This is a genomic window from Streptosporangium amethystogenes (assembly GCF_000721075.1).
In the GTDB taxonomy this organism is placed as follows: domain Bacteria; phylum Actinomycetota; class Actinomycetes; order Streptosporangiales; family Streptosporangiaceae; genus Streptosporangium; species Streptosporangium amethystogenes.
In genome coordinates this window covers 504,279-531,109 of sequence record NZ_JOEQ01000005.1, presented here as the reverse complement: position 1 = coordinate 531,109, position 26,831 = coordinate 504,279, and the positions used below count along the sequence as shown (strand labels likewise).

The following is a 26,831-nucleotide window of genomic DNA, read 5'->3' as shown; positions in this document are numbered from 1 at the left end:
ATCCGGGCATCGGGGCGCCGAAAGTTAAGGCTGATGACTCTGGGCGTTCAGCTCAGGCACCCCTGGCCGGCCACCCCCGTGACTAGCGTTCGTCAAACGCCCCAGTTCAGGGGCCTTTGCCGCATGTCACGAGGAGCCACCTTGCGAGTCCTGGCCGTTGTCCCCGCCCGCGGAGGTTCGGTGGGCGTTCCCCTGAAGAACCTGGCCCCGGTGGGCGGCAGTCCCCTGGTCGCCCGCGCGGTACGGGCCTGTGTGCGGGCCAAGCTGGTCGACGAGGTCGTGGTCAGCACCGACCACGCCGGGATCGCCGAGGTGGCCCGCGCCGCGGGCGCGACCGTGGTCGACCGGCCGGAAGAGCTGAGCGGTGGGACCTCCTCCAGCGAGTCCGCGGTGCTCCACGCGCTCGACCACACCCCCGATGTCCCCGACGTGGTCATCCTGGTGCAGTGCACCAGCGCGTTCATCGACCCCGCCGATCTGGACGGCGCCATTGCCAAGGTCCTGGACGGCAGCGCCGACGTGGTGTTCTCCGGGCTGGAGACGCACGAGTTCCTGTGGAGCGTGAACGGCGCGGGCGTCAACCACGACCCCTCCCACCGGCCGCGCCGCCAGGACCGCGAACCGCAGTTCCGCGAGACCGGCGCCTTCTACGTGATGCGCGCCGAGGGTCTGCGCGAGCACGGCCACCGTTTCTTCGGCGCCGTCGCCGTGCAGCGGGTCTCCCCTCAGCACGCCGTCGAGGTGGACACCCCCGAGGACCTGGAGATCGTACGGGCGCTGGCACCGTTCGTGGACCGGCCAGAACCGATCGACGTGGACGCGGTGATCACCGACTTCGACGGCGTGCACACCGACGACCGGGCCTACGTCGACCAGGACGGCCGCGAGATGGTCGCGGTCAGCCGCTCCGACGGCATGGGCATCTCACTGCTGCGCCGCTCCGGCGTCAAATTGATGATCATGTCCACCGAGCACAACCCGGTGGTCGCGGCCCGCGCCCGCAAGCTCGGCGTGCCCGTCCTGCAGGGCCTGACCGACAAGCGGACCGTGCTGCGCGACTGGCTGGCCATCGAGGGAATCGACCCGGCCCGTGTCGCCTACGTCGGCAACGACGTCAACGACCTGGGCCCGATGAGCGACGTCGGCTGGCCCGTCACCGTTCCCGACGCCCACCCGAAGGTCCGCGCAGCCGCCAGGACCGTACTGACCAGGCCCGGCGGGGCCGGGGCCGTACGGGAGCTGTGCGACCGGGTCCTCGCGGCCCGCCCGGCGGACGAGAAGGTCACCGGAGGGACCCCGCCCCGCGCCGAGCTGAGACTCGCCCCGGTCGCCAGGCCCGTCCAGATCGGCGACGCGCTGATCGGCGCCGGACAGCCGGTCTACGTGATCGGTGAGATCGGCATCAACCACAACGGCGACCTGGACATCGCGCGCCGGCTCGTCGACGTGGCGGCCGAGGCGGGCTGTCAGGCCGTCAAGTTCCAGAAGCGCACGCCGGAGATCTGCGTGCCGTTGGAGCAGCGCGACCAGATCCGCCAGACGCCGTGGGGTGAGATGACCTACATGGAGTACAAGCTCAGGACCGAGTTCGGCCTGGACGAGTACTCCCAGATCGCCGAGCACTGCCGGAAGCGGGGCCTGCACTGGTTCGCCTCGCCGTGGGACGTGCCGTCCGTCGACTTCCTGGAGTCCATGGACGTGGTCACCCACAAGGTCGCCTCGGCGAGCGTGACCGACCTGGAGCTGCTCCGCGCGCTCGCCGCGACCGGCAAGCCGATCATCCTGTCCACCGGCATGTCCACGCTGGAGGAGATCGACCGGGCGGTGGAGCTGCTCGGCACCTCCAAGCTGGTGCTGATGCACGCCACCTCCACCTATCCCCTCCCCCCGGAGGAGGCCAACCTCCGCACGATCACCACACTCCAGGAGCGGTACGGCGTGCCGGTCGGCTACTCGGGCCACGAGCGCGGCCTGCAGATCTCACTCGCCGCGGTGACCCTGGGCGCGGTGACCGTGGAGCGGCACATCACGCTCGACCGCACCATGTGGGGCTCCGACCACGCCGCCTCGCTGGAGCCCTCCGGGCTTGAGCACCTGGTCCGCGACATCCGCATCATCGAGACCGCCCTGGGCGACGGCGTCAAGCGGGTCTTCCCGGGCGAGCAGGCGCCCAAGTCCCGCCTGCGGCGCGTTGGTGTGTAAATGGCGACGCTGTGTTGACTGCGACGCTAACGCGTCGCGGTTCGGATGCTCTTACCCGGTGACTTCCCTCGTCGTTCAGGGTCGCTCGTTCCTCGCAACCCTTCTCTCCTCGGTCCAGTCACCGGCGCATCCTCACGGCTCGTCCCCCAGAGGACAAGGCGGGGGGTGGCATGGGCCTCTTGGTTCGTTCATCTGAGTTGGGGAGGGGAGGGCGAAGTTGATCAAGTTGTCGGTGGTGGTGCCGGTGCGGGACGTGGAGGGCTACGTCGGGGACGCCTTGGCGTCGCTGGCCAGGAACGCGCGGCGGGACTTCGAGTTCATCGTGGTGGACGACGGGTCGGTGGACGCGACCGGGCAGATCGTCGAGGACTTCCGCCGTGATCTGCCCGGTCTGCTGGTGGTCCGCAACGACGCACCGGTCGGACTGGCCGACGCGCGCAACCTCGGGGTCTCCCTCGCCTCCGGCCGCTACCTGACGTTCATGGACGGCGACGACTGGCTCGCACCCGGATATCTCGGGGATCTGGTCGGCGCGATCGAGCGGCTGGACTGCGACTTCGTCCGGGTCGACCACGTACAGGTGGAGGGCCGCAGGCGGACGATCCACCGGGCCCCGCTCGCCACCCGCGAGGTGGTACTGAAGCCGCGCGACCACATCCTGCCCGATCACGCCAGGACCATGGTGGACTACCCGTACGCCTGGGCGGGGATCTACCGCCGGGACCTCGGCGACCTGCTGACCTTCCCGGGGCACCTGCACACCGCCGAGGACAGGCCGTGGATCTGGCGGCTGCACCGCGACGCGGGTTCGTTCGCGGTGGTGTCACTGGCCGGGCTGTTCTACCGGCGGATGGTGGCGGGCTCGCTGACGCAGACCGGCGACGCCAGGCAACTGCACTTCTTCGACGCCTTCGACCTGGTCTTCGCGGACCTGGAGGAGGAGTTCATGCCCAAGGCGGTGCGCACCTTCCGCGCGTTGCTGGTCCATCACCTGGAGCTGGGCGAACGCCTCTCCCCCAAGCTTCGGGCCCGCTTCGAGGAGCGCGGTGCCACGGCGCTGAGGCGCCTCCCCGCCGACCTGCTCGCCGGGACCGCCCTGGACCCCGAACGCGATCAGATCCTGTTCGATCTCCTGGAGCGCCGATGACGCAGCTGTTCTACGCCTCGACCCTGTTCGGCGCGATGACGCTGGCGGCGGCGATCGACGACGGCCGTTTCGGTCCCCGCCGGGGGCGCCGGATCCTGCTGGTCTCCAACAACGCGGCCGTCCCGGAGATCACCCCGGCTCTGGACGAGACCCCCGGCTTCGCCGCGCTGCGCCCGCGCTTCGACGAGATCCACTCGTGGAACGAGATCGTGGCCCCGCTGCATCCATCGGACTGGAAGGCACGCGTCGTCGAGGTGCCGATGCTGGGCCGCCTGCTCGGCTCGCACCTGTCCCTGGGAGCCGGGCCCGCCGAGCTGGTTCTGGAATCCGTCGCGGTCCCCCCTGCCAGGACGCTGGCCGGACTGGTCAGGGACTGCCCGATCTCGGTCTACTCCGACGGCCTGATGGGCTACGGCCCGACCCGCGACCCGCTGCCGCAGGAGATCCACGGGCGGATCACCCGCCTGCTCCACCTCGACCTGGTGCCCGGTCTTCGGCCGCTGCTGCTCTCCGAGTACGGGGTACCCGCCGAACCCCTCCCCGACCGGGCCTTCCTCGACGTGGTCGGCCATCGTGCCGATGACCCGCCCCCGGGCCAGGCGATGATCCTCGGCCAGTACCTGTCCGCCCTCGGCATCGTCACCTCCGGGGAGGAGGCGGAGCTCCACGCCGACATGTTGCGCGGCCTCGTCGCCCGGGGGTTTTCGCGTGTGCTGTTCAAACCGCATCCGGCCGCCGGGCGGCAGCACGCCCAGCGGCTGCGCGAGACGGCCGCCGAACTGGGCGTCGAGCTGGACGTGGCGGCGGAGAGAGTCCCGGCGGAGTCGTGCTTCGCCACCCTCGGGCCCGAGCTCGTGGTCGGCTGCTTCTCCACCGCTCTGATCACCGCCGGGCGGTACTTCGGGCTCCCGGTGGCGACGGTGGGCGGCGAGCTGATCCTGGAGCGGCTCGCCCCGTACGAGAACAGCAACCGGATCCCGGCGACCATCACCGACGCCCTGCTGCCCCGCCTGTCGGCGGACGGTTCGCTGTGGGAACCCCCGCCGGTGGACATCTCCGCCCTGGTGGGCGCGGTCGGCTACTGCATGCGGAGCGAGGCGTATCCGCGGCTGCGCGAGCAGGCCGCGGCCTATCTCCAGACCTGCGGCCCCGACCGCTACTTCAAGCACCGGCGGCTCGCCGCCCTGGAGCTGATCACCGCCCCGGCCTCCGCCCCGGCCCCCCGGGAGCGGAGCCCCCTCGGCAGGCTCCGCAGCCGCCTGTCGAGAACGTCCTCCTGATCCGGAGGCGCCGCGGCGGGGCACCTCCGGTTCACCGGTCCAGATCAGCCACGGCTCGCCCCCGCCTCCCCGACACCCCACTCGCCGTCGAGTTCGCCGCCGAGCTCACCGTCGATCTCCTCGTCGGTCATCGCCTCGATCTCCAGGTAGATCTCGGCGACCTGAGCGACGCGGTCGTCATGGACCTGGGCGGCCAGGACGCTGGGACATCTGAAAGCCTCCGGGCAGCCACAAGGCAGACTGTTATTTGGGTAGGCTAACCTAAGTAAAGTTTGGTTAGCCTGACCTGACTTAATCTCGCAGACCCGTGCCGCACAATCGGGCGGCGCGAATTCCCGCCGGAAACCCTGACTCCGCCGGCGCAGCGAGGTCGACGAACTGCCGGTTCGCGGGCCGCACACACCGCGCGGCCACCACCGGGCCGCGTCCTGCTGTGAGGAACGGGCCTACGCTTCGGAAGACCCGACGCCGCCAAGCGCTTCCGCGGTGGCCGCACCCCCACGATCATCGCCGCGGCCACACCGCGAGCCTGACCTCTCCGGGCGGTACGGCTAGCCCAGGGCCCTGAGATAGCGGCGCATCCGGCGCTTGGCGCGGTAGCCGGCGCGCAGCACGTTCGGCGGGATCTCCACGCGCATCCGGGCGCGACGGCGGGCGGCGGCGTACTCTGGGCCGTCGAGCAGGGACCTGGCAGGGACCAGGCGCCCCGAGCGTGCCTGCCCGACCAAGGAGACCATTCGCGAGACCCAGTCGCTCTCGTCACCGGGATGGAAGTAGTTGTCCCTGCACCAGGCGTCGTCCGGGTTCAGGAAGCGCCCCGCGGAAAGATCGTCGAGGGTGCCGAGCAGGCCGCTGTCCTCGAAGACCAGGTTGATCATCTCGGCGCCCACCCCGAAGTCCGACAGCACCAGCAGGGGCACCTGCTGGGCGATCGCCTCCAACGCGGCGGTCGAGCTGACGGTGACGAACCCGGCCGCGTGGGCCAGGTGCTCGTGCATGGGCCCCACCGCGAAACGCACGGCCCCGGCGCGTACCCTGCCCTCCGCCACGAGCGACTGCCACAGGCGCTGGTAGTGGTGGCGCTCATTGTGGGTCTGCCGCTCGCCGTCCAGGGCACGGAGCTTGACGACGACGTCCAGATCCGGCCGCCGCCCGGCCAGCTCGGCCAGGGCGAGCAGGACGCTCTCGCGCTCCTGTCTCCGCCTGGGCACCTTGGCCTGGGTGGCGAACACCACCCGGTCCCGCGGCCCGATACGGGCGACCTCCTCCTGACCTCGCAGAAACGGCAGCCGGGCCAGCCCCACCTGGCCGCCCCCGCCCAGTTCGCGGCCCATCTCCGAGAACTCCTCGACCTCCCGCCCGCTGTGCAGCACGAACAGCTCGCATCCGCTGCGGAACAGCCAGGCCTTCTCGGTGGCGGGGACGGAGATGCCCGGCAGGCCCGAGACGAACACCGGCCGTGGCCGCAACCCGGCCAGCACCTCGCCGACCAGCACGTCCACCACGGGCCCCGTGCAGGCGGCCAGTACCACGTCGGGCCCGAGCCGCTCGGCGGCCCGGCGCAGCGCGCGGGCCGAGAGCACGGGCGGATCCGCCGCCGAGCCCGCGACCGCGGCACCGATCTGCGCCGGGGACGGGGTGATGGGGGTGCGGATGACCGCCAGCTCCCTCGTGCATCCCGCGGGCAGGTCCCGCAGCAGGCAGGCCGCCCACTTCAGGTAGGAGTCAGAGTCGGCCACGGCCAGGACCTTCAACGAGAACCTCCAACGGGGATCCCCCGCTTCGTATCCGATTTCACATGGGCGGCCCCGGCGCGGCTCGCGTCCCGGGGCGGCAGGCCACCGGTCTTCGGCCGCGGGGTCACGAGTTCACGAGGTCATGCCCCGGCGGCTCCCGTGTCGTGATGGGCGAACATCGACAGGTGGGAGCGGAGCGAGGGGGCCGCCTCCACCGTCCACCACTCGTCCGGGACGTCCACCGTCTCGACCGGGACGCCCCTGGCCGAGAGCAGGACCCGCAGGGAGGTGACCGCGGTGGACGGCAGGCTCAGTACCCGCTGCCCGGCGGCCAGCCCGCGCAGAGTCATCTCGGCGGGGATCCCGCCGCCGTAGACGGTGATGCCGGGCTGCTCCCCGACCCTGGCGAGATCGTGGGGGTCCTCCCTGCGGTGCGGGAAGTAGGCCACCGGCCCGGCCGAACCGAGAGCGGCCAGCCAGCCGAGGTAGTGATCGCGGTGGATCAGGCCGTTGCGGACCAGCGAGGTGCCGAGGACGACCGTGAGCTCCTTGGGACGGGGCGCGCGCAGCGGCTGCGACCGCAGCCAGGCGAAGTCGTGGGTGACCAGCTCGGCCCCTCTCGCCCGTACGGCCTTCGCCAGGTCCGCGGGAACGGGCAGCGCCGTGAAGATCGACAGCCGCCCCGAGCGGGCCGCGGCGCGCAACCTGAGTCCGGCCGCCGCGCCGAGGGCGGTTCTGAGCCGTCCCGCCTTCCCCCGAGCCCTCAGCAGGGGCGTGCCCACATGGCCGACGAGCAGCTCCAGAAGCCTGATGGTGGCCAGCCCGTCGTCGACGATCACGATACGACCGGGGCGCCCGGTGAGCCAGCGGAACTGGACCTTGCCGGAGAAGGCGTCGCCCACCACCCAGGTCACGCCCCGGCGCGGCCTGGGCATGTCCGGCCGCGCGGCGGTGAGCTCCAGGCCCGGCGGCAGGGTGAGGCGCCCGAGCTCGCGCCCGGTGGCGGCCAGGGGGCGGAGACTCGCTCTGGGCACAAGGTGGCTGCGGGCACCGAGCAGCCCCGCGTGGTGGGCCTCCACGGCGCAGAGCATCTGCAGCGGGGATTCCACCCAGGCGATGGCCGAACCCTGATCCCGCGCGTGGTCTCGACCGTCCTCCACGCCGGGTGATGACCCGTTCACGACTGACCCAAGCTAACCCGGTGGCCTTAAGCCCCGGGGAATCACGGATGAACAACCGCCCACACGTGCTTGCGCGCGGCCCTTCCGGTCTTTACCGTAGTGTACGGAACGGTTTCGTACACTACGGAGGAGCGGGCATGTGGACACCCGATGAGATTCCCGACCTGACCGGCTCCACCGCCGTGGTCACCGGGGCGAGCGGCGGCATCGGCGTGCCGACGGCACTGGAGCTGGCCAGGCACGGCGCCAGGGTCGTCATGACGGCGCGCGACCCGGGCAGGGGCCGGGCCGCACTGGAGGCGGTCAGGGCGGCGGCACCGGGGGCGACGGTCGAGGTGAGAGCGCTCGACCTGGCCGACCTCCGCTCGGTGCACGCCTTCGCGGACACCGTCGAGGGGCCGCTGGAGCTGCTGGTCAACAACGCCGGGGTGGGCCCGATGTCCCGGCGGACCACCGCCGACGGCTTCGAGACCCAGCTCGGCGTCAACCACCTGGGGCACTTCGCCCTGACCGGCCTGCTGATGCCACGCCTGCTGGCCGCTTCCGTGGCCCGGGTGGTCACGGTCTCCAGCGACGCGCATTCCCTCGGCGTGATCGACTTCGAGAACCTGGGACTGGAACGCGGGTACGGCATGTTCTCCGCGTACAGCCGCTCCAAACTGGCCAACCTGCTGTTCAGCATGGAGTTGCAGCGCCGCGCCGACGCCTCGGGGGCGGCGCTGCTGAGCCTGGCGACCCACCCGGGCATGACCGCCACCGGCATTCTGAAGCCGGGCGTCCTCACCCGCCCCTTCAACGCCCTGATGCGCCTGGTGGTCCAGCCGGCCGCCAAGGGCGCCAGGCCGTCCCTGTACGCGGCCACCTCTCCCGATGCGAGGGGCGGGCAGTACATCGGCCCGGGGCCGAAAGTGCTGCGCCCTTCGCCGAAGGCACTGGACGAGGCGGTGGCGGCGAGGCTCTGGGAGAGGTCGGAGGCGCTGACCGGCGTACGATTCGGGGAGATCAGCCAGCACTAGCGAACCACCGGAGGCACCTTGCGTCTCGACCCCACTCGGGAGCGGGCGATCCTCGACGCGACGGCCGACCTGCTGTCCGAGGTCGGATACGACCGGATGTCCATCGACCAGATCGCCAGGCGGGCCGGCGCGAGCAAGGCCACGATCTACCGTCGCTGGGCGGGCAAGGAGGCGCTGGTCGTGGACCTGATCTGCAACCACCTTGAGATCGACGTCGTACCGCCGCCGGACACCGGGTCGATGCGCGGGGACCTGATCGGGGTCGTGGACGGGTTCTGCCGAATACTGGAGCGGAAACAGGCGATGATCTTCGGTCTGTTCCCGGCGTTCCTCACCTCCCCCGAGCTGGCCTCCGCCCTGCGCGACAACGTGCCCCGCGCCGACATCACCGGCACCGTCCCGCTACTGGAACGCGCCAGGGAGCGCGGCGAGCTGCCGGGGCCGGTGGACCCCGCGGAGCTCAGGAGTGCCACCGAGGCGCTGGTGTGGTATCGGCTGCTCCTCACCGGCAAGCCACTGGATCGGGAGTTCGTCGAGGACACGGTCGACCGGTTCCTGCTCCCGCTGTTCCGCTCCTGGTCCGGCGGAGAGAACTGAGACCCGCCCTGCCGCCGGCGGGCCACCGAACCTTGTTCGGGCCTCCCGGGGGAGAAGGACGCACCCGCTCCACACTTTTTACCATCAAATATTCGTTCCCCAAGAGTTGGGGCCTGACGCTCCTGCCGACGAGCCTCCCGATCATGCCCCACCATCCCGGGACAGGCGATCCACCGGCGGGTGCCACACGGCTGGATCGCCGAAGAGACAGGGGATCCCGCCCGCTACGGGGCAGTGTCCCCGGCCGCCGCGACCGGCCGGAGGACGGCTGCGACCCACCTCTCTCCCCGGCCAAGCGACCTCCCGTCCTACCCCCTCGATCTGGACGTACTACCAAGTCAGGGCAATGTGTCCTACTTGTAATCACATGTCCGAGTAACGTACGTTCGTCCTGTTCATGGCAAATGTCTGGGTCTGTACAGGTCTAAGCATTGCCGTCACATTGCCCGACCGTGTTCCACCCAGGCGGAATCCTTCCGCCCACGGTGAGCACGGCCGCCGAATCCGCGAAGTCTGCGGAACCGGGGAACCACGTTCCTGGGGTGAATCAGCGCGTCCTCGCGCCGTAGGGCACTTCCCAGCCCGAACCCGTCAGCTAACCCGGTAGGCGGCATGGAAGCGAAGCAAGGAGTCGACCCCGGTATGACCAAGCACCGCCTCACCCCCGCCCTCAGCGCCCCCCGCGTGGCGAGCGCCCTCCTGGGCGCCTGCGTCGTCCTGGCGACCGGCTCCGTGGGCTCCGCGGCCCTGGCCGACAGCCACACCGCCCTGAACCCGCCCGCCGACGCGAAGGTCTCCACGGTCTCGCAGAACAGGCCCGCGAGCACCCCGCTCGAGATCGCGGCCGAGAGGCTGCCCAAGGTCTCCGCCGCGCAGGTCCTGGACCTCGCCTCCAAGCAGATCGGCGTCCGCGAGAACTCCCAGGGCGGCGGGACCAAGTTCCACTCGTGGTACATGTCCACCCCGCGCGCCCAGGAGACCGTCGCCCGTGACGGCGGCAGCGTCCAGGACTACGCCAACGCCCCCTGGTGCGCGATGTTCGTCTCCTGGGTCGGCGAGATGGCCGGCATCCGGCCCACGATGGGCTGGGACGCCTACACCGTCACCCACGCCAAGTGGTTCAAGAACAACCAGCACTGGGGCACCACCCCCACTCCCGGCGCCATCGTCTACTTCGACTGGGCCGGCAGCAAGGACCTCGACGGCATCGACCACGTCGGCTTCGTGAAGAAGGACAACGGAGACGGCACGATCACCACGATCGAGGGTAACACCGGCAACGGCAACGTCGAGCAGCGCGTCCGGCCCACCTCGCAGGTCGTGGGCTACGGCTACCCGGTCTACGCCGACTGATCCACCCCTCGCCCGCGCCATCCCCCGGTGACGCGGCCACGCCGCACCGCCTGGACCTGCCCGTCCAGGCGGTGTGCGCCGTCCGGCGGCACCCCCGGTGACCGCCGGACGGCTCGGACGCCGTCGGGGGCGCCGCTCGGTCGAGCGGCGCCCCCGACCGCGTCCCGCCGGACACGGGCACTAATGCCCCGACTGTATGTCCATGGGATGGGAGCGCTCCCAAATACCCTCATGAGAGGTATATCACCATTTCAAGCTCTTAGTCCCCCGCAAACCAGCCAGATGTAACGGTTGAGTTTCGGCATATTGACGTCCTGGTTGCCCATCGTCCACTCTTCGTGGGAGCGCTCCCAAAGCACATTGAGGAACTACCGCACCGCGAGGCCGTGTTTGTCGGGGACCGGCCCCCGGTGTCACCTCCCAATGATTCGGGCGACCACCTGAGAGGGGTCCGGAAATGTTGAACGACAAGCGGCACGGCAAGCTCGCCGCCGTAGCGGTCATGGCGGCCACCGCCCTGGCCATCACCTCGTGCGGTTCCAGCGAGCCCGCCAAACCCGCCGCGGGCGACGGCGGTGCCTCCGCCGCAGCCGAGCCGGTGACAATCACCGTGCACACCTTCGGCGGCGGCGAGAACTTCGGCTACGACAAGGCCGTGGAGACCTGGAATGCGGCACACCCGAACATCCAGGTCAAGTACCAGAACCTGACCGACCGGTTCGAGGACGTCTACCTCCCGCAGCTGCTCCAGCGCCTGCAGGCCGGCAGCGGCGCGGCCGACATCATCGCCCTGGACGAGGGCGCGATGGGCCTCATGAAGGCCCGCCCGCAGTTCTTCACCGACCTGGCCGAGTACGGGCTGGAGAGCCGCAAGGCCGACTTCCCCGCGGCCAAGTGGGACAACGGCATCAACGCCGACAACAAGCTCTTCGCGCTCGGCACCGACATCGGCGGCATGACCATGTGCTACCGCAAGGACCTGTTCGAGAAGGCGGGCCTGCCCACCGAGCGCGACGAGGTCGGCAAGCTCTGGCCGGACTGGAACGCCTTCAAGGCCATCGGCGAGAAGTTCAAGGCCGCCAACCCCGGCAAGAGCGACCCCAAGTTCCTCGACGGCCCGAACACGCTCTACAACGTGATCCTGTCGCAGGAGGCGCCGAAGAACGGCAACGTCGCCTACTTCGACAAGAGCAACCAGCTCGTCCTCGAGAGCAACCCCGCCATCAAGACCTCCTTCGACACGGTGAAGGACTTCAGCGAGGCGGGCCTGACCGCCAAGCTCGCCTCCTTCACCCCGCCGTGGAACGCCGCGATCAAGAAGGGCGGCTTCGCGACCATGGGCTGCCCGGCCTGGATGCTCGGTGTGGTCTCCGGCGCGGCCGGTGACGACAACAAGGGCAAGTGGGACGTCGCGTCCGTGCCCGGCGGTGCGGGCAACTGGGGCGGTTCCTACCTCGCGGTTCCCAAGCAGAGCAAGCACCCCAAGGAGGCCGCCGAGGTCCTGAACTACCTCACCGGCAAGGAGGGCCACGTCATGGCCTTCCAGGAGGCAGCGGCCTTCCCGAGCTCCATCCCGGCGCAGCAGGACCCGGCCGTCGCCGACCTGAAGAACCCGTTCTTCAACGACGCGCCGACCGGCCAGATCTTCGGCGCGTCGGTCAAGGACCTGCTTCCCGTCTTCCTCGGCGAGAAGCACGCCCAGGTCAAGACCGCGGTGGAGAAGGTCCTCGAGGGCATGGACCAGGGTTCGGTCCCCTACGACCAGGCCTGGACCAAGTTCGTCGAGGCCGGCGTCAAGGCAGCGGGCTGATCCCCGTACCGACCCGCACCGGCCCGGCGGCGGTGATCCCGCCGCCGGGCCGGTCGCCTGCCCCCGCTGAAAGGCTCCGTTGATGACACTGCACGTCGACTCCCCGGCCGCCCCTCCACAGCCCGGCCCCCGCCGGTCGGCGGCGGCGCGCGGACCGCAGCGAGGCGGTGGATGGGCCCGGTTCGACCTCCGGGCGACCCCCTACTTCCTCGTCTCCCCGTACTTCCTGCTCTTCGCGATCTTCGGCATCTTCCCGCTCGGCTACACCCTCTGGGTCTCGCTGCACGACTGGGAGCTCGCCGGGGACAAGTCCTTCGTCGGCATCGAGAACTACATCGAGCTGATCACCGACGAGGCCTTCTGGAACGCGGTGATCAACACTCTCGGCATGTTCGTCATGTCGACGATCCCGCAGCTCGTCCTCGCCCTCGTGCTGGCCAACGCGCTCAACAAGCGCATCCGGGGACGGCTCTTCTTCCGCCTCGGCGTGCTGCTGCCGCTGATCACCTCCGTCGTCGCCGTCGCCGTCGTCTTCACCCAGCTGTACGGGCGTGACTACGGCATGATCAACTGGTTCCTGGGCCTCTTCGGAACCGACGCGATCAACTGGCAGAACGAGAAGTGGTCCGCGTGGATCGCGATCTCCACCATGATCGACTGGCGCTGGACCGGCTACAACGCGATCATCCTGCTGGCCGCCATGCAGACCATCCCCAAGGATCTCTACGAGGCCGCCTCCATCGACGGCGCCACTGCCAGGCGGCAGTTCTGGCAGATCACCATCCCGATGCTGCGCCCGACGCTCATCTTCATCGTGTTCATCTCCACCATCGGCGGCCTGACACTGTTCACCGAGCCGGTCATGTTCGACGGCAACCCGACGATGAGCGGCGGTGCCACCGGCCAGTACCAGACCGTGGCCATGTTCATCGTCAAGGAGGCGTTCCGCGACTTCGACTTCGGCTACGCCTCGGCCGCCGCGTGGATGCTGTTCGCGCTGATCCTGGTCGGGACGCTCATCAACTACTCCTTCACCCGCCGTATCGGGGGTTCCAAGTGACGGCCATCCAGTCCAGGCGGCCCCCGGCGCATTCACGACGACCTTCCGGCCAGTCGGCCGCGCGCAACCGCATCTGGGACGCCGGCCCGCTGACGAAGGTCGTCCTGGCCTTCGCGCTCGTGCTGTCGGCGTTCCCCATCTACTACATGTTCATCATGGCCACCCGGACCAACGAGGAGGCCATCGACGTACCTCCGCCGCTGCTCCCCGGCGGCCACCTCGGCGAGAACATCTCACGGCTGCTGTCCACCGAGGACGCCTACTTCATGACCGGTCTGGTGAACTCGGCCATCGTCTCGGTCACCGTGACCCTCTCCGTGGTGCTCATCTCCACCCTGGCCGGCTTCGCCTTCGCCAAGCTGCGCTTCCGGGGCGGCAAGATCCTGCTGGGCCTGATCCTGGTGACGATGATGGTCCCGCTCCAGCAGATGGGCGTCGTGCCGCTGTACGAGCTCATGGTCACGCTCGGCTGGACCGGCCAGCTGAAGGCGGTGATCCTGCCCTTCCTGGTCAACGGCTTCGGGGTCTTCATGATGACCCAGTACGCCACCCAGGCGGTGCCGGACGAACTGGTCGAGGCGGCCCGCGTCGACGGCGCCTCCACCATGCGCATCTACGCGAACGTCATCCTGCCGGCGCTACGGCCGGGAATGGCCGTGCTGGCACTGCTGGTCTTCATGCAGACCTGGAACGAGTTCATGTGGCCGTTGATCGTGCTGAACCCGGACAACCCGGTAGTCCAGACGTCGATCGCGGCGCTCAACCAGGCCCACGGCACCGACTACGTGATGCTGTTCACCGGTACCGCGGCATCGGTCCTCCCCCTGTTCATCGTTTTCATCGCGTTCGGCCGTCAGATCGTCGGCGGACTCATGGAAGGTGCGGTTAAAGCGTGACCACGCAAGAGACGCGGATTCAGACCCCGGATCTGGTGTTCCCGACAGGTTTCGTCTGGGGCGCGGCCACCTCCGCCTACCAGATCGAAGGCGCCGTCTCGGAGGATGGCCGCGGCATCTCCATCTGGGACACCTTCGTCAAGCAGCCGGGCCGGGTGGTGAACGGCGAGCACGCCGACATCGCCATCGACCACTACAACCGCTACCGGGACGACGTGCGGCTGATGGCCGAACTCGGCCTCGGCGCGTACCGGTTCTCCATCTCCTGGCCCCGGATCCAGCCCGAGGGGCACGGCCCCGTCAACCTCAAGGGCGTCGACTTCTACAGCCGCCTGGTCGACGAGCTTCTCTCCCGGGGCGTCGACCCGTGGGTGACGCTCTATCACTGGGACCTGCCCCAGCCCCTGGAAGACGCGGGCGGCTGGCCGTCACGGGACACGTCGAAGCGCTTCGCCGACTACGCGGCGGCCGTGCACGACGCGCTGGGCGACCGGGTCCGCAACTGGAGCACCGTCAACGAGCCCTGGTGCTCGGCGTTCCTCGGGTACGCCTCGGGTGAGCACGCCCCCGGGCGGCGCGAGCCCGACAAGGCGGTGTACGCCGCCCACCACCTGCTGCTCGCGCACGGCCTGGCCGCGCAGGCGATGCGGGCCCAGCGCCCGGAGACGGTCATCGGCGGCTGCGTCAACCTGTACGCGATCACGCCGCAGACCGCCTCGGAGGCCGACCAGGACGCCGTCCGCCGCATCGACGGGCTGCAGAACCGCTTCTTCCTGGACGCCCTGCTCAAGGGTGAGTACCCGGCCGACGTGCTGGAGGACCTCGGCCGGCCGGCCGGGCTCGTCCAGGACGGGGACATGGAGATCATCTCAACGCCGCTGGACAAGCTGCTGATCAACTACTACAGCCGCTTCACCGTCTCCGGCACCCCCGGCGGCGCGGCGTCGGCCGCGGCGGCGCCCACCGACACCGGCTCACCCTGGGTCGGCAGCGAGCACGTCTCGTTCGTCGAGGGCGGACGTCCCGTGACGGCCATGGGCTGGGAGATCGACGACTCGGGGCTGCTGGAGATCCTGCGGCGGCTGGCCGACGAGTACCCGCGCGTCCCGCTGGTCATCTCGGAGAACGGCGCGGCCTTCGACGACGTCGTGGGACCCGACGGCGTCGTTCACGACCGTGACCGGGTGGACTACATCGACGCCCACCTGCGCACCTGCCACACCGCGATCGAGGCGGGGATCCCGCTGGAGGGCTACTTCGCCTGGTCCCTGATGGACAACTTCGAATGGGCGTGGGGATACGGAAAGCGGTTCGGACTGGTGCACGTGGACTATGAGACGCAAACTAGAGTTCCCAAGGAGAGCGCTCTCTGGTATGCCGGGACCATCAGGCGCGGAGGCCTGAACGGTCCGACAGAATAGGGGCCGGCGAATTCACCACGGGGGGCTGAAACACATGAACGGCGACCGTCGTCCGACGCTTGAGGCGGTCGCGGCCCTGGCCGGAGTCGGCCGAGGCACGGTGTCACGGGTCATCAACGGTTCACCGAAGGTGAGCGAGAAGGCCCGTGACGCCGTGCTGCAGGCGATCCAGGAGCTGGGCTACGTGCCCAACCGGGCTGCGCGCGCGCTGGTCACCAGGCGCACGGACACCGTGGCGCTGGTCGTCTCGGAATCCGAGCTGCGGGTCTTCGACGAACCGTACTTCGCGGGAACCATCCGCGGCATCGGTTCCGCACTGTCCGAGACCGGGCTGCAGCTGATCCTCGCGATGGCCCAGTCGAAGCAGGAGCACGAGCGGCTGGAGCACTATCTGACGGGACAGCACGTCGACGGGGTGCTGCTGATCTCCCTGCACGGTGCCGACCCGCTACCGGGAAGGCTGGAGGCGATGGGCGTGCCGACGGTCATCGGAGGCCGCCCTGTCGGCCTCACCCCCTACAGCTACGTCGACGTGGACAACCGGGCCGGAGCCAGACAGGCGGTCAAGTACCTGCTGGGCAGAGGTCGTCGCCGGATCGCCACCATCGCGGGAACGCAGGACATGGGCGTGGGCGTGGACCGGCTCGCGGGCTACCGCGACGCGCTGCTCGCGACCGGCCTGAGCGAGATCGTGGCGTACGGCGACTTCAGCGAGGAGAGCGGCATGGCCGAAATGCGCAAGCTGCTCGCCGAGAACCCCGACCTGGACGCCGTCTTCACCGCCTCGGACCCGATGGCACTGGGCGCGATGCGGGTGCTGCGCGAGGAGGGCAAGAGCATCCCCGGCGACGTCGCGGTGATCGGCTTCGACGACTCGCCCGCCGGGGCGCACTCCTCCCCCGCCCTGACCAGCGTGCACCAGCCCACCGAGTCGATGGGCCGGCAGATGGCCCACCTCCTCGTCTCCCGCATCAACGGCGAGCACCTGGAGCAGCCGGTGGTGATACTCGACACCCACCTGGTCGAGCGATCCTCCGCCTGAGGCGGCCTCTTCCAGTGGCCTTCGGCGAACCGGGCGGGACGGAGCCGAGCCTCAACCGGTACCACGACGACGAGGGCGGGGCCGTGGGGTTCCACCGCCCCGCCCGCGTCCGGACGGCTCCGTACCTCACTTTGACCTGGTCACGGCCCGGCGCCCGCGCCCCGGACAGGTTCCCGGCGCCGGCCGTGAACCGGCCGCCCTCCCGGGCCTACCCGGCGTCGACGGGACCGGCCGTACGGTACCGATCGACCTCCGACCAGACGGACGACATGCCGGCCAGCGTCCGGTCGAAGACCTCCGAGTGCCGCAGATACGCCTCCCGCTGCGGGCCCGGAAACACGCACAGGTCGTCCTCGTCACTGACCGACCACGGCTGGAGATCGTGGCCGAGCGCCGCGGGCAGCAGCGACGCGACGCCGCGTGCTCCCAGCTCGCTGGTGAGCTGACGGCGGACCGGCCGCCCCAGCACATCGGCGAAGATCTGCGCCCAGACCTCGGATCGGGCGCCGCCACCGGCCAGCCGCCACGGCCGGTCCCCGATGTCGGCTCCGCTGGCCAGGACCCGGTCGAGCTGGACCCGGTGATACTGGGCGACCCCCTCGATGACCGCGCGGGTGAGATGCCCGCGGCGGTGCACCCCGGAGATGCCGAGGAACGTCCCCGACGCCGCGGGGTGTTCGGGGGCTCCGTTGACGAAGGGCAGGAACAGCAGGCCCTCCGCGCCCGGTGGCACCATGGCCGCCTCCCTGAGCAGGTCCGCCGCGAGCAGGCCGCCGACCTGGTCGTGCGGCGCCGACGCGCACGCCAGCCATTCGAGGTTGGCGGCCGAGGTCGGCGCGACCTCCATGGCCAGCATCGTGGCCGGGTCGGGCATCAGCGCGCTCAAGGTGACCTCGGGGGCCGGGGTGCGGGCGGGCACCACGGCCCCGTTGATGGCCCACGTCCCGACGATGATCGTCACGTCTCCGAGGCCGCGCCCCCCGGCGCCGAGCGTCGCCGCCACACAGTCCATGCAACCGGCGATCACCGGCAGTCCCTCGGGGAGTCCGGTACGCGCCGCGGCCTGGGCGCTCAGCCCGGCGACCACGTCACTGGACTGGCGCAGCGGGGGGAACCGGTCGAGGTCGCTCGCCGGCAGCCCCACCAGCTCCAGCGCCGTCGGGGTGTAGGCGCGGGTGTCGAGGGCCACCATGCCGAAGGCGCTGGCGTCGCTGTAGTCGGCGCTCGGCACGCCGGTGAGCTGCGCGGTGACCCAGTCCTTGCAGGACAGTGCCCACCGGGTGGCCTGGTAGCTCTCCGGCTCGACGTCGTGCAGCCAGCGCAACAGCACGGCGGGCTGCGCGGCCCACGGGATGGAGCCGGTCTCCCTGGCCAGCCGCCTGGCCTCCCGCTCCGGGATCGCGTCCACGATCCGCTGGGCCCGGCTGTCCGACGACGCGATGGCCGGTCCGACCGGCCTCAGAGCGGCGTCGACCGGATACAGTCCGTTACCATGGGCCGCCACCCCGATGCCCGCCGGGGTGTATCCGTCGGCGGCCAGCTTCCCGGTGAGCTCGCCGAGCAGCGACATGACCGTGTCGGCCAGCCCGGGCATGTCGACGTCGTGGCGGTGCGCGGTCACGCTGGTGCGGGGGGTGCGGGCGTGCACGACGCCGAGTTCCCGCCCCTCGGTGTCGAAGGCCGCGACCTTCGAGGCCGTCAGGCCGATGTCGACACCGATGTAGCACGTGTCCGGGGCTGTCACGAGGTCCTCCTGTCGCTACTCCGCAGTGTGGCCGACGGGGTGACCGAGGGGGCCAGAACCCGTGGCCTGAAGCGCCGCAGTTCGGCCTCGTAGCCGGTGATCTCGGCGCGGGCCCGCCCTTCGTCCCAGCCGAGGTGGCGTACCGCGATGTCGGCGCAGGCCGCGGCCGCCTTCAGGCCCATGTCGGGACCGAGTCCAATCAGGGTACGTCGTAGCAGGATGTCCCCCAGCGTCACGGCGCCCTCCTCGCGCACCGCCATGACCACCTCGGCGGCGAGCGCGCCGGTCTCCTCGTCGACGACCTCGGCGAGTGTGGCGTCGGTCTCAGCGAGTTCGAGCACCCTGCGGGCCCGTACGCCGTAGACGTCGAGCAGCCGGCGCGACTGCGCCGGGGTGAGCGGCGAAGAGCGCATGAAGTCCGCGCTGAAAGTCGGCCAGTCGGCGGTGTCGGCCCCGGGGAAGGCACGGGAGCGGGTGAGGCAGCGCCGGCGAGTGCGGCCGAGCACGCGCAGCACCGCGTCGGTGACGTCCTCGGCGAGGGCGCGGTGAGTGGTCAGCTTGCCGCCGATGACCGTGAACAGCCCCGGGTGGGCCGGGGCGTGGCTGTGCACCGTGTGCCCACGGCTGATCTTGGCGTTGTCGGAGATCCCGGCGGTGTACGGCAGGGGCCGGACGCCGGCCACGCTGTAGAGCACGTCGCCGGGGGTGAGGCCGGCGCTTGGGAAGATCCGGTTGGTCTCGGCGAGCAGGTAGTCGATCTCCTCGTCGCTGGTGATGACCTCGTCGAGATCGTCCTCGTAGGTCAGGTCCGTGCTGCCCAGCATGTAGCGGCCCTCCCAGGGGAGGACGAAGATCGGCCGATGGTCGGCGGCCGCCTCGAAGAAGATGCAGGTGTCGGGTGCGCCGGGGAAGGCGTCGACGATGATGTGGCTGCCCTTGGTGCCGCCGTTGAGGCGCCGGCTGGCCAGCTGCCCGTCGAGGATCCTGTCGATCCACGGGCCGGCCGCGTTCACCGTGACCGCGGCCCGGATCTCGGTTCGCGCGCCGGAGGCGTTGTCCTCGGCCCGTATCCCGACGACCCGGTCGTTCTCCACGACCAGCCCGGTGACCGTGGTGTGGGTGAGCACCCGCGCGCCGAGCCGCCGGGCGTCGAGGAGCAACTCAACGCAGAGCCGCTCGGCCCACGGCACCTGCGCGTCGGGGAACAGCGAGGCCCCGCGCAGTCCGCGCCTCGACAGCGTGGGCCACCGGCGGGCCACCGTGCGGAGGGACACGCTACGGCTGCGGCGGTGCCTGCGCCCCGTCGACAGGACGTCGAAGGCGGCCAGCCCGAGCCGGATCAGCGGGCCGGGCCTGCTGTCACCCGCGTAGGAGGGGATCAGCATGGGGTAGTCGTGAACGAGGTGCGGGGCGTTGCGGAACAGCAGGTGCCGCTCACGGATCGACTCCCGCACGAGGTTGAAGTCATAGCGTTCGAGGTACTTCAGCCCGCCGTGAATCAGCCGGCTGGACGTGCTTGACGTTCCCGAGCCCACGTCGGCGCGGTCGACGACGACGACGCGCAGGCCGCGGGCGGCGGCGTCACGGGCTATGGCGAGCCCGTTGATACCGGCTCCGATGACGGCGAGGTCGACGACGTCGTCAGATCCGGCTGGTTGGTGCGACATGGGAGCTCCCGGGGGATGACGGGGCCGGGCCCCGGCGGTCTCGCGCCGGGGCCCGAGCCCCAGAGGGGGTCAGGACGCGGCGTTGGCGGCCGAGTGGTCCTTGAAGAGCTGGTAGGCCACTTCGGGCTTCATCTCGTCGTGCACGACGGCGCGGATCGCCGCGAGCATGCCGGCGGGGTTCTCGCTCTGGAAGATGTTGCGGCCCATGTCGACGCCGGCGGCACCCTCCTGGATCGACCGGTAGGCCATCGTCAGGGCGTCGAGTTCGGGCAGCTTCTTGCCACCCGCGACGATGATCGGCACCGGGCAGCTCGCGGTGACGGTCTCGAAGCCCTCCTCGACGTAGTACGTCTTGACGATGTGCGCGCCCATCTCCGCGCTGATCCGGGTGGCCAGCCGGAAGTAGCGGGCGTCGCGGACCATGTCCTTGCCGACGGCGGTGACGCCGAGCACGGCGACACCGTGCCGCTGGCCGGCGTCCACCAGCGTGGCGAGGTTGGCGATCGACCGCGACTCGTTCTCGCTGCCGACGAAGACCTGGATGGCCACGGCCGCGGCGTTGAGCCGCAGGGCGTCCTCCATGTCCATGGCGATGTGCTCGTCGGAGAGGTCGCGCAGCACGCTCGGGCCACCGCTGGCGCGCAGCACGATGCCGGCGTCGGTGGCCGGCGGGATGCTGGTGCGCAGCACGCCCCGGGTCAGCATGATCGCGTCGGCGCTGGGCACCAGCGGGGCGATGTTGAGGTCGATGCGCTCAAGGCCGGCCATCGGGCCGAGGAAGTAGCCGTGGTCGAACGCGAGCATCACGGTCCGGCCGGTGTCGGCCCTGAAGATGCGCGCGAGCCGGTTCTGCAGACCCCAGTCCTGGGCCTGTGCGCCCTTGACGTGGAAGCCGCCGGTCACAGAGGCGGCGCCGCCGAAGTCGCGGGCGTCGAGCAGACCGTCGGTGTCAGCCATGGGTGTTCTCTCCAGTGGTTGTGGTGGTGGCGGCCGCGGGACGCGGCCGCCGTCGGAAACGGGAGGATGTGCCGGCGACGCGGTCACCGCCACCGGCGAGGAAGAGGACCAGCAGCACCAGACCGCCCTTGAGGAGGTTCTGCGCCGCGCTGCTCCAGCCCACGAGGTTGACCAGGCCGTCCAGCAGGATGAAGAAGAGCGCGGCCCCCCAGACACCGACGGGCACGGCCCGTCCACCCGAGATGAGCGTTCCGCCGATCACGACGACGGCCACCGAGTCGAGCAGGTAGCGCGTGCCGAGGTCCGCGGAGGGGGCGATGTAGGCGGCCAGCAGGGCTCCGGTCAGACCGGCCAGCGCACCGCTGGCCAGGTAGGTCACCGCGATGATCCGCGCGACGGGGATTCCGGCGCGCTCGGCCGCCCGGCGGTTCTGTCCCACCGCGATCAGCGAACGGCCGTAGGTCGTGCCGCGCAGCAGCGCGATGACCAGGACGGTCACGACCACGATGGCCACGGCGAGGATGGGGATGCCCGCCGGGCGCAGGTTGAGCAGGCTCCGCAGCCCCGGATCGGGCACCGCGCCGAAGCCGTTCGCCAGCGACAGCGTGCCCGAGGAGGCGATGAGCCCGGCGGCCAGGGTGGCGATGATCGGCGGAACGGAGAGGCCGAGGATCGCCACCGTGCTGATCGCCGCGATGACGAGGCCCGCACCGACGCCCGCCAGGACGCCCACCGTCGCCGAGCCGGTGGAGAAGGCCGCCAGCACCGAGACGAATCCGGCGAGGGAGATGATCGGCGCCACGGAGACGTCGATGTTGCCGGGACCGGCGGTGACGACGAGCATCTGCCCGAGCCCCACGATGACCAGGTAGGGCGCCAGGGACAGGGCCAGGGAGACCGTCTGGCCGCCCCCCTGGCCGGAGATGGCCAGGATCATCAGCCAGACGAGCGCCGCGGCGGCGAAACCCCAGATCCACGGACGCGCGACGAGCGCGCGGATGTTCATCGCAGCACCTTTCCGACCAGGACACGTCCGGCGAGCACGGCCAGGACGATCACGCCTTGAACCGCCGACTGCATGTTGGTCGGCACATCGAGCAGGCTGAGGACCACGCTGACCAGGCCGAGGGTCACACCACCGATCACCACTCCCCACGGCACCGCGCTGCCCCCGTAGAAGGAGCCGCCGCCGAGGATCACCGCCGCCACCGTCATCAGGGTGTAGCTGGAGGCCGACGACACGTCGCCGCCCCCGGTCTGGGAGGCCAGTACGAGACCGGACAGCACACCGAGCCCGCCCGCGGCGGTGTAGGCGATGGCCCGCGACGCCAGCGGGCGCAGGCCCGCCCGCTCCAGGGCCACCGGGTTGCTGCCCAGGGCGCGCATCCGGACCCCGAGGGTGCTGCGCGCGCTGAGCAGGTAGACCAGCGCGGCGACGAGGAGGATCGGCAGCAGCGGCGCCGGGAACCCGGCGGGCTGCCACATGCCGAAGGCCGCCAGCCACTCCGGGGTCGTTCCGCCGGGTGTCGGCAGGACGAACATGCCCAGCCCCAGCCAGACGAACGACGCGCCGAGGGTGGCGATGAGCGACGGCACCTTGCGCAGGTGGATGAGAATGCCGAGAACGGTGTAGGAGGCGACGAGCCCGAGCAGGATCAGGCCTCCGAGGAGCGGGTCTGTCACCAGCGTGGTCGCCGTGATCACGGTGACCAGGCCGACGAAGTTACCGATGCCGAGGTCGATGTCACCGACCGCCATCAGCGTCATCTGGGCCTGGGCCGCGATGACCAGGGGCACGGTCGCCGAGAGGACCAGCGACAGCCCGGACACGCTCAGCACGTCCGGCTGCAGCGACGCGCAGACGGCGATCATCGCGATCATGGCGACGGCGCTGACCACGGCCGGGGCCGTCCGGCGCATCCGCGCCCGGCTCGGCAGCAGGGCCGGCCCGAGAGTCTCACTCATGGTTCTGCGCTCCATCGGACTCGGCGAACGAGACGGCGATGATCCTCTCCTCGGAGATCTCCGCCCCGGTCAGCTCCGCGACCACCCGGCCGGCCCGGAAGACGTAGACCCGGTCGCAGTGGGCCATCTCTGCGTTCTCGCTCGAATACCAGACAACGCTCCGGCCCTGGGCCGCCTCCTGGCGGATGAGGCCGTAGAGATCGGTCTTGGTGTGCACGTCGACCCCCCGGAAGGGGTCGTCGAGCAGGACGAGGTCGGCCGCCGAGGCGAAGGCCCTGGCGACGATCACCTTCTGCTGGTTGCCGCCGCTGAGGTCGGTCATCGCCGCGTCCGGGCCACCTCGGATCGCGAGGCGCTCGACCCAGTCGCGCACGACCGCGCGCTCCTCGGCGGGGCGGCGCAGGCCACGGCGTGCGATACCGCGCATCGCGCTCACCACGAGGTTCTCCGCCACGCTCCACAGCGGCAGGACCCCCGAGCGCTGCCGGTCACCCGGCACATAGGCCCGGGTGCCGCGCACCTTCGTGTCGCGCCGCACCGGGCGCCACAGGCGTTCGAGCACCTCCTGCTGGCCCTGGCCGGCCAGTCCGGCCAGGCCCACGACCTCGCCCACGCCGACCCGCAGGGAGACGTCACGCAGTCCGGCAGCGGTGGTGCCGCGCATTTCCGCCAGCACCGGCCGATCCTCGGAGGCGCCCTCGGCGGCCGTGACCCGCTCGTTCCCGGCCCTCTCGGCGACCTCGGCCCCCATCAGGGTCAGTACGTCGTGCTCGCCGAGTCCGCTCGCGGGCCGTTCGGCGATGACCGCTCCGTCGCGCAGCACGGCGACGCGGTCGGCCACCGAGAGGATCTCCCGGATACGGTGCGAGATGAGCAGCACGGCGACGCCACCCGCGGTGAGGGTTCGGACGTAGTCGTACAGCGAGCGCGCGGCGTCCGGGCCGAGGGACTCGGTGGGCTCGTCGAGGATCAGCAGGTCTAGCCGGTCGACCAGGCTGGCCCGGGCGATCTCGACCATCTGGCGCTGGGCCAGTGACAGGTCCTCGACCCGGTCGCCCGGTGCCACCCCGTGGCCGGGGAACATCTCGTCGAGCCTGCGCCGGGCGCCGTTACCGGCCGCCCGCCGCCAGCCCATCCGGGGAAGGCAGTGCCGTGAGGAGACCCAGATGTTCTCCGCGATCGTGAGGTCGGGGCAGAGCGACGTCTCCTGGTAGGCCATCCGCACGCCGCGGAAGTCCCCGGCCCGCGGCCCGGCCTCGCCCGAGGCGTCGCGCCCGCACACCGTGACCATGCCCTCGTCGCAGGCCTCCAGCCCGGCGAGGACGCGCATCAGCGTGCTCTTGCCGGCCCCGTTGTGGCCGACGAGGCCGAGCACCTCGCCGGCCCGGACCTCAAGGTCGACACCGGTGAGGGCCCGGGTGCGCCCGTACGTCTTGGTCACGCCCCTCGCGATCACGACGGGCTGCTGCCCGGACGGTCTCCCGCCTTCCTCCCGCGAGGCCGCGTGCGGCCTCGCGGCGAAGTTGTCGACGTGCATGAGGCAGCCTCCCCTGCGCCTTCCCCGCCTATCCGGCGGCCGTCGGGATCGGCGGCTGCACCGGCGCTCCGCCGGTCTGCACGGCCTTGACCTGCTCGCGGAAGAGCTCACGCGTCCAGGGCCAGGCGGCGTACTCGTCGGGCTTGAGGATGCTCGCCCAGGTGTCACGGTCCTTCTGCTCGACCAGGACGATCGGGAAGGTCATCTGCTTGGGAATGTCCCGCTTCTCCAGCAGGTCGAGTGCCTGCCACAGCGCGGCGACCGACTGGCCCGGGTCGGACATGACCGCCACCGAACCGTTGTCGATCTTGTTGTCCTTCCAGTAGCTCAGCGCGCGGCCGTTGGTCTCGAACGTCACCGCGGGAACCGGCTTGCCCGCCGTGGTGAAGGCCTGGGCGACGCCGTAGCCGTCGCCGCAGCCGACGACGCCGTCGACCTTCGGCACGCTCGACAGCACGCCGAGCACGGCCTTCTGCGCGGTGGCGCCGTCACACATCCCGTTCACCGTCGCGACGGTCTTCACACCGGGGTACTCACCGAGGATCTTCTTGGTGGTCTCCAGCATCTCGGCCTCGGGCTGCGAGCCGACGACACCCCGGCTGACGATGACGTTGCCCTTGCCCCCGATGCCTTCCAGCAGCGGCTTGGCCGCATAGGTGGCCCAGTCGACGAAGCTGTTCTGCAGCACGTAGGCACACTCGGAGTCGATGGCGGAGTCGAAGACCACGACGGTGACGCCCGCGGAGCACGCCTGCTGGATGACCGGCTTGAGCGCGGTGGGCGAGGCCGGGTCGATGAGCAGCGCGTCCGGCTTCTGCAGCAGGAGGCTCTTGATCTGGGCGACCTGCTCGGTCGCGGAGTTCTCTCCCGGCGCGTTGACGACCTTGTACTTGCTGATCAGGCCGTCGGCCTGGGCCTTGCCCGCCGCCTCCTCGAACTTGGCGATCATCGTCTGGCGCCAGCCGTTGCCGATAAAGCCGTTGCTCAGGGCGATGAAGGGCTTCTCGCCGGCGGTCTGCGCGGCGGCGCCGGTGTCGGAGGTTCCGGAGGTGCCGGAGTCGTCGGCGCCGCAACCGGCCGCCAGGACCGCGAGGGCGGTCAGTGACGCCGCCGAGGCCGCACGCAAGTGCCGGGATGTGGGACGGATACGCATCATGGTCTCCAGAGAAGGCAGGTCCGCCGAGGCGGTGCGAGTCGAGGCCGTGAACTCATCGCTCATAGGGGGCGTAGCGGCGTAGTCATTACAGACCTGTAGTGACAGGTACGCTAAATCCACGTTACGTGGATGTCAAGGGCCTCTTTCGTTCCTGCTCAGTAGGTAGATAGATGGGAATCCGGACAGCACCATCGGATTCCTGTCACGACAGGATCGCCGTCCTGTCATGACAGGTCTGCCCATATGAAATGCTTTCCTGGACGCCCCCCAAGGAGGTTTCCGTGACGATGACGTATCCGCGCCTCGACCGCGACGGAACGGAGCCGCTGTGGATGCAACTGATGCGCGCGCTGCGGGCGACCATCGAGAGCGGCGAGTTCGGCGCGGACCGGCCGCTGCCGTCGGAGGCCGAGCTCACCGACATGTTCGGGGTCTCCCGAACCGTCGTCAGGGAGGCCCTGCGCGAGCTCGTGCAGCAGGGCCTGATCTATAAGATCAAGGGGCGGGGCGCCTTCGTCTCACCGCGCAAGACCGAGCTGAACTTCATCGGGTCGATGTCCGGCTCCGCCGACGACCTGCGGGAGTCCGGTCGCCGCGTGACGACCCAGACCATCCGCCAGTCGCTCGGCGAGGCCGACGAGCGGGAGGCCGCCCTGCTGCGGATCCCACCCGGGGAGCAGGTGGTCAGGCTGCGCAGGCTCCGGCGCGTCGACGGGCAGCCCTGGCTGCTCGTGGACACCGCCCTGCCCGCCCGTCTGGTGCCCGGCCTGGAGCGCGCCGTGCTGGAGAACCAGTCACTGTACGACCTGCTGCGGCGGCGCTACGGGATCGAGCCCGCCGCCGCCGACCGGTGGATCGAGGCCGCCTTCCCCAACCGCGAGGACGCCGCGCTGCTTGAGGTCTCCACCTCGACGCCGCTGCTCGGCATCGAGTCGGTCGCCTGGATGCCCGACGACACGCGGTTCGAGGCCTACTACGCACTGCACCGCAGCGACCAGACACGGTTCTACGTCGGCATTCGCTGACCGGAGGACACCCCGGCCCTCGCGCCGAGGCGGAACATC

General features: G+C 70.4%; 21 protein-coding genes and 1 riboswitch. Of the genes, 12 read left to right on the top strand and 9 right to left on the bottom strand.

All coding sequences use genetic code 11. From position 1 onward, the window contains the following. Positions 1 to 33: 33 nt before the first annotated feature. The 3 genes from IG98_RS48505 (at position 34) to IG98_RS0110215 (ending at position 4,629) form a co-directional block, all read left to right on the top strand. A complete protein-coding gene (locus tag IG98_RS48505; RefSeq protein ID WP_342666802.1) occupies positions 34 to 2,202 on the top strand; it encodes an N-acetylneuraminate synthase family protein in 2,169 nt (722 codons plus the stop codon). Positions 2,203 to 2,419: 217 nt separating this feature from the next. After that, positions 2,420 to 3,349, top strand: coding sequence for a glycosyltransferase family 2 protein (locus IG98_RS0110220; protein ID WP_030908982.1), 930 nt, complete (start codon positions 2,420 to 2,422; stop codon positions 3,347 to 3,349). Continuing rightward, a complete protein-coding gene (locus tag IG98_RS0110215) occupies positions 3,346 to 4,629 on the top strand; it encodes a polysialyltransferase family glycosyltransferase (protein ID WP_030908979.1) in 1,284 nt (427 codons plus the stop codon). Before IG98_RS0110220 ends, IG98_RS0110215 begins: the two co-directional genes overlap by 4 nt. 551 nt (positions 4,630 to 5,180) lie before the next feature. Here IG98_RS0110215 and IG98_RS0110205 read toward each other — a convergent pair. After that, positions 5,181 to 6,368 carry a DUF6716 putative glycosyltransferase gene (locus IG98_RS0110205; RefSeq protein WP_245651478.1) on the bottom strand — a complete coding sequence of 396 codons (1,188 nt, stop codon included), beginning with the start codon at positions 6,366 to 6,368 and terminating at the stop codon, positions 5,181 to 5,183. A gap of 137 nt (positions 6,369 to 6,505) precedes the next feature. Continuing rightward, positions 6,506 to 7,474: a hypothetical protein gene (locus IG98_RS0110200; RefSeq protein WP_245651477.1), complete on the bottom strand. Its 969-nt coding sequence runs from the start codon at positions 7,472 to 7,474 to the stop codon at positions 6,506 to 6,508. A 209-nt stretch (positions 7,475 to 7,683) separates the two neighbouring features. On the opposite strand from IG98_RS0110200, the gene IG98_RS0110195 reads away from it, so the two are divergent. The 8 genes from IG98_RS0110195 to IG98_RS0110160 all read left to right on the top strand — a co-directional run bounded on the left by IG98_RS0110195 (position 7,684) and on the right by IG98_RS0110160 (position 16,741). After that, positions 7,684 to 8,562 carry an oxidoreductase gene (locus IG98_RS0110195; RefSeq protein WP_030908971.1) on the top strand — a complete coding sequence of 293 codons (879 nt, stop codon included), beginning with the start codon at positions 7,684 to 7,686 and terminating at the stop codon, positions 8,560 to 8,562. Between the two features lie 18 nt (positions 8,563 to 8,580). Further along, entirely contained in the window at positions 8,581 to 9,159 is a 579-nt protein-coding gene (locus tag IG98_RS0110190) for a TetR/AcrR family transcriptional regulator (RefSeq protein WP_030908968.1), read from the top strand. A gap of 486 nt (positions 9,160 to 9,645) precedes the next feature. Further along, a riboswitch (cyclic di-AMP (ydaO/yuaA leader) is annotated at positions 9,646 to 9,784 on the top strand. A gap of 17 nt (positions 9,785 to 9,801) precedes the next feature. Then, entirely contained in the window at positions 9,802 to 10,512 is a 711-nt protein-coding gene (locus tag IG98_RS0110185; protein WP_030908965.1) for a CHAP domain-containing protein, read from the top strand. 457 nt (positions 10,513 to 10,969) lie between these two features. Then, on the top strand, positions 10,970 to 12,322 hold the full coding sequence (locus tag IG98_RS0110180) for an ABC transporter substrate-binding protein (RefSeq protein ID WP_030908962.1): 1,353 nt from the start codon (positions 10,970 to 10,972) through the stop codon (positions 12,320 to 12,322). Between the two features lie 82 nt (positions 12,323 to 12,404). Beyond that, positions 12,405 to 13,382, top strand: a complete 978-nt coding sequence (locus IG98_RS0110175) for a carbohydrate ABC transporter permease (protein WP_030908959.1) — start codon at positions 12,405 to 12,407, stop codon at positions 13,380 to 13,382. Continuing rightward, positions 13,379 to 14,278, top strand: a complete 900-nt coding sequence (locus tag IG98_RS0110170) for a carbohydrate ABC transporter permease (protein WP_030908956.1) — start codon at positions 13,379 to 13,381, stop codon at positions 14,276 to 14,278. The genes IG98_RS0110175 and IG98_RS0110170 overlap by 4 nt, the downstream gene beginning before the upstream one ends. Continuing rightward, a complete protein-coding gene (locus tag IG98_RS0110165; RefSeq protein ID WP_051751942.1) occupies positions 14,275 to 15,699 on the top strand; it encodes a GH1 family beta-glucosidase in 1,425 nt (474 codons plus the stop codon). The genes IG98_RS0110170 and IG98_RS0110165 overlap by 4 nt, the downstream gene beginning before the upstream one ends. Positions 15,700 to 15,733: 34 nt before the next feature. Beyond that, positions 15,734 to 16,741, top strand: coding sequence for a LacI family DNA-binding transcriptional regulator (locus tag IG98_RS0110160; RefSeq protein ID WP_030908950.1), 1,008 nt, complete (start codon positions 15,734 to 15,736; stop codon positions 16,739 to 16,741). A 208-nt stretch (positions 16,742 to 16,949) separates the two neighbouring features. On the opposite strand, the gene IG98_RS0110155 is transcribed toward IG98_RS0110160, so the two are convergent. The 7 genes from IG98_RS0110155 to IG98_RS0110125 all read right to left on the bottom strand — a co-directional run bounded on the left by IG98_RS0110155 (position 16,950) and on the right by IG98_RS0110125 (position 25,830). After that, positions 16,950 to 18,485, bottom strand: a complete 1,536-nt coding sequence (locus tag IG98_RS0110155; RefSeq protein ID WP_030908947.1) for an FGGY-family carbohydrate kinase — start codon at positions 18,483 to 18,485, stop codon at positions 16,950 to 16,952. Further along, positions 18,482 to 20,152: a glycerol-3-phosphate dehydrogenase/oxidase gene (locus tag IG98_RS0110150; RefSeq protein ID WP_030908944.1), complete on the bottom strand. Its 1,671-nt coding sequence runs from the start codon at positions 20,150 to 20,152 to the stop codon at positions 18,482 to 18,484. Before IG98_RS0110150 ends, IG98_RS0110155 begins: the two co-directional genes overlap by 4 nt. A gap of 69 nt (positions 20,153 to 20,221) precedes the next feature. Then, positions 20,222 to 21,109, bottom strand: a complete 888-nt coding sequence (gene lsrF / locus IG98_RS0110145) for a 3-hydroxy-5-phosphonooxypentane-2,4-dione thiolase (protein WP_030908941.1) — start codon at positions 21,107 to 21,109, stop codon at positions 20,222 to 20,224. Beyond that, complete coding sequence (locus tag IG98_RS0110140; RefSeq protein ID WP_030908940.1) at positions 21,102 to 22,115, bottom strand: ABC transporter permease; 1,014 nt, start codon at positions 22,113 to 22,115, stop codon at positions 21,102 to 21,104. The genes lsrF and IG98_RS0110140 overlap by 8 nt, the downstream gene beginning before the upstream one ends. Continuing rightward, positions 22,112 to 23,074, bottom strand: a complete 963-nt coding sequence (locus IG98_RS0110135) for an ABC transporter permease (RefSeq protein WP_030908937.1) — start codon at positions 23,072 to 23,074, stop codon at positions 22,112 to 22,114. Before IG98_RS0110135 ends, IG98_RS0110140 begins: the two co-directional genes overlap by 4 nt. Further along, positions 23,067 to 24,611: a sugar ABC transporter ATP-binding protein gene (locus IG98_RS0110130; RefSeq protein ID WP_084195241.1), complete on the bottom strand. Its 1,545-nt coding sequence runs from the start codon at positions 24,609 to 24,611 to the stop codon at positions 23,067 to 23,069. Before IG98_RS0110130 ends, IG98_RS0110135 begins: the two co-directional genes overlap by 8 nt. Before the next feature lie 28 nt (positions 24,612 to 24,639). Then, positions 24,640 to 25,830 carry an ABC transporter substrate-binding protein gene (locus IG98_RS0110125; RefSeq protein WP_245651476.1) on the bottom strand — a complete coding sequence of 397 codons (1,191 nt, stop codon included), beginning with the start codon at positions 25,828 to 25,830 and terminating at the stop codon, positions 24,640 to 24,642. A 224-nt stretch (positions 25,831 to 26,054) separates the two neighbouring features. Between IG98_RS0110125 and IG98_RS0110120 the strand changes: the two genes are divergently transcribed. Next, the gene (locus IG98_RS0110120) at positions 26,055 to 26,792 is read left to right on the top strand and encodes a GntR family transcriptional regulator (protein WP_030908931.1); all 738 of its coding nucleotides are present in this window, start codon (positions 26,055 to 26,057) and stop codon (positions 26,790 to 26,792) included. Positions 26,793 to 26,831: the final 39 nt, after the last annotated feature.

What these genes read in the sequence shown, in the direction of transcription:
- IG98_RS48505 (WP_342666802.1), top strand. Translation starts at nt 34, where the DNA reads ATGACTCTGGGCGTTCAGCTCAGGCACCCCTGGCCGGCCACCCCCGTG.
- IG98_RS0110215 (WP_030908979.1), top strand. Translation starts at nt 3,346, where the DNA reads ATGACGCAGCTGTTCTACGCCTCGACCCTGTTCGGCGCGATGACGCTG.
- IG98_RS0110195 (WP_030908971.1), top strand. Translation starts at nt 7,684, where the DNA reads ATGTGGACACCCGATGAGATTCCCGACCTGACCGGCTCCACCGCCGTG.
- IG98_RS0110185 (WP_030908965.1), top strand. Translation starts at nt 9,802, where the DNA reads ATGACCAAGCACCGCCTCACCCCCGCCCTCAGCGCCCCCCGCGTGGCG.
- IG98_RS0110180 (WP_030908962.1), top strand. Translation starts at nt 10,970, where the DNA reads ATGTTGAACGACAAGCGGCACGGCAAGCTCGCCGCCGTAGCGGTCATG.
- IG98_RS0110175 (WP_030908959.1), top strand. Translation starts at nt 12,405, where the DNA reads ATGACACTGCACGTCGACTCCCCGGCCGCCCCTCCACAGCCCGGCCCC.
- IG98_RS0110160 (WP_030908950.1), top strand. Translation starts at nt 15,734, where the DNA reads ATGAACGGCGACCGTCGTCCGACGCTTGAGGCGGTCGCGGCCCTGGCC.
- IG98_RS0110150 (WP_030908944.1), bottom strand. Translation starts at nt 20,152, where the DNA reads ATGTCGCACCAACCAGCCGGATCTGACGACGTCGTCGACCTCGCCGTC.
- lsrF (WP_030908941.1), bottom strand. Translation starts at nt 21,109, where the DNA reads ATGGCTGACACCGACGGTCTGCTCGACGCCCGCGACTTCGGCGGCGCC.
- IG98_RS0110140 (WP_030908940.1), bottom strand. Translation starts at nt 22,115, where the DNA reads ATGAACATCCGCGCGCTCGTCGCGCGTCCGTGGATCTGGGGTTTCGCC.
- IG98_RS0110135 (WP_030908937.1), bottom strand. Translation starts at nt 23,074, where the DNA reads ATGAGTGAGACTCTCGGGCCGGCCCTGCTGCCGAGCCGGGCGCGGATG.
- IG98_RS0110130 (WP_084195241.1), bottom strand. Translation starts at nt 24,611, where the DNA reads ATGCACGTCGACAACTTCGCCGCGAGGCCGCACGCGGCCTCGCGGGAG.
- IG98_RS0110125 (WP_245651476.1), bottom strand. Translation starts at nt 25,830, where the DNA reads ATGAGCGATGAGTTCACGGCCTCGACTCGCACCGCCTCGGCGGACCTG.
- IG98_RS0110120 (WP_030908931.1), top strand. Translation starts at nt 26,055, where the DNA reads ATGACGTATCCGCGCCTCGACCGCGACGGAACGGAGCCGCTGTGGATG.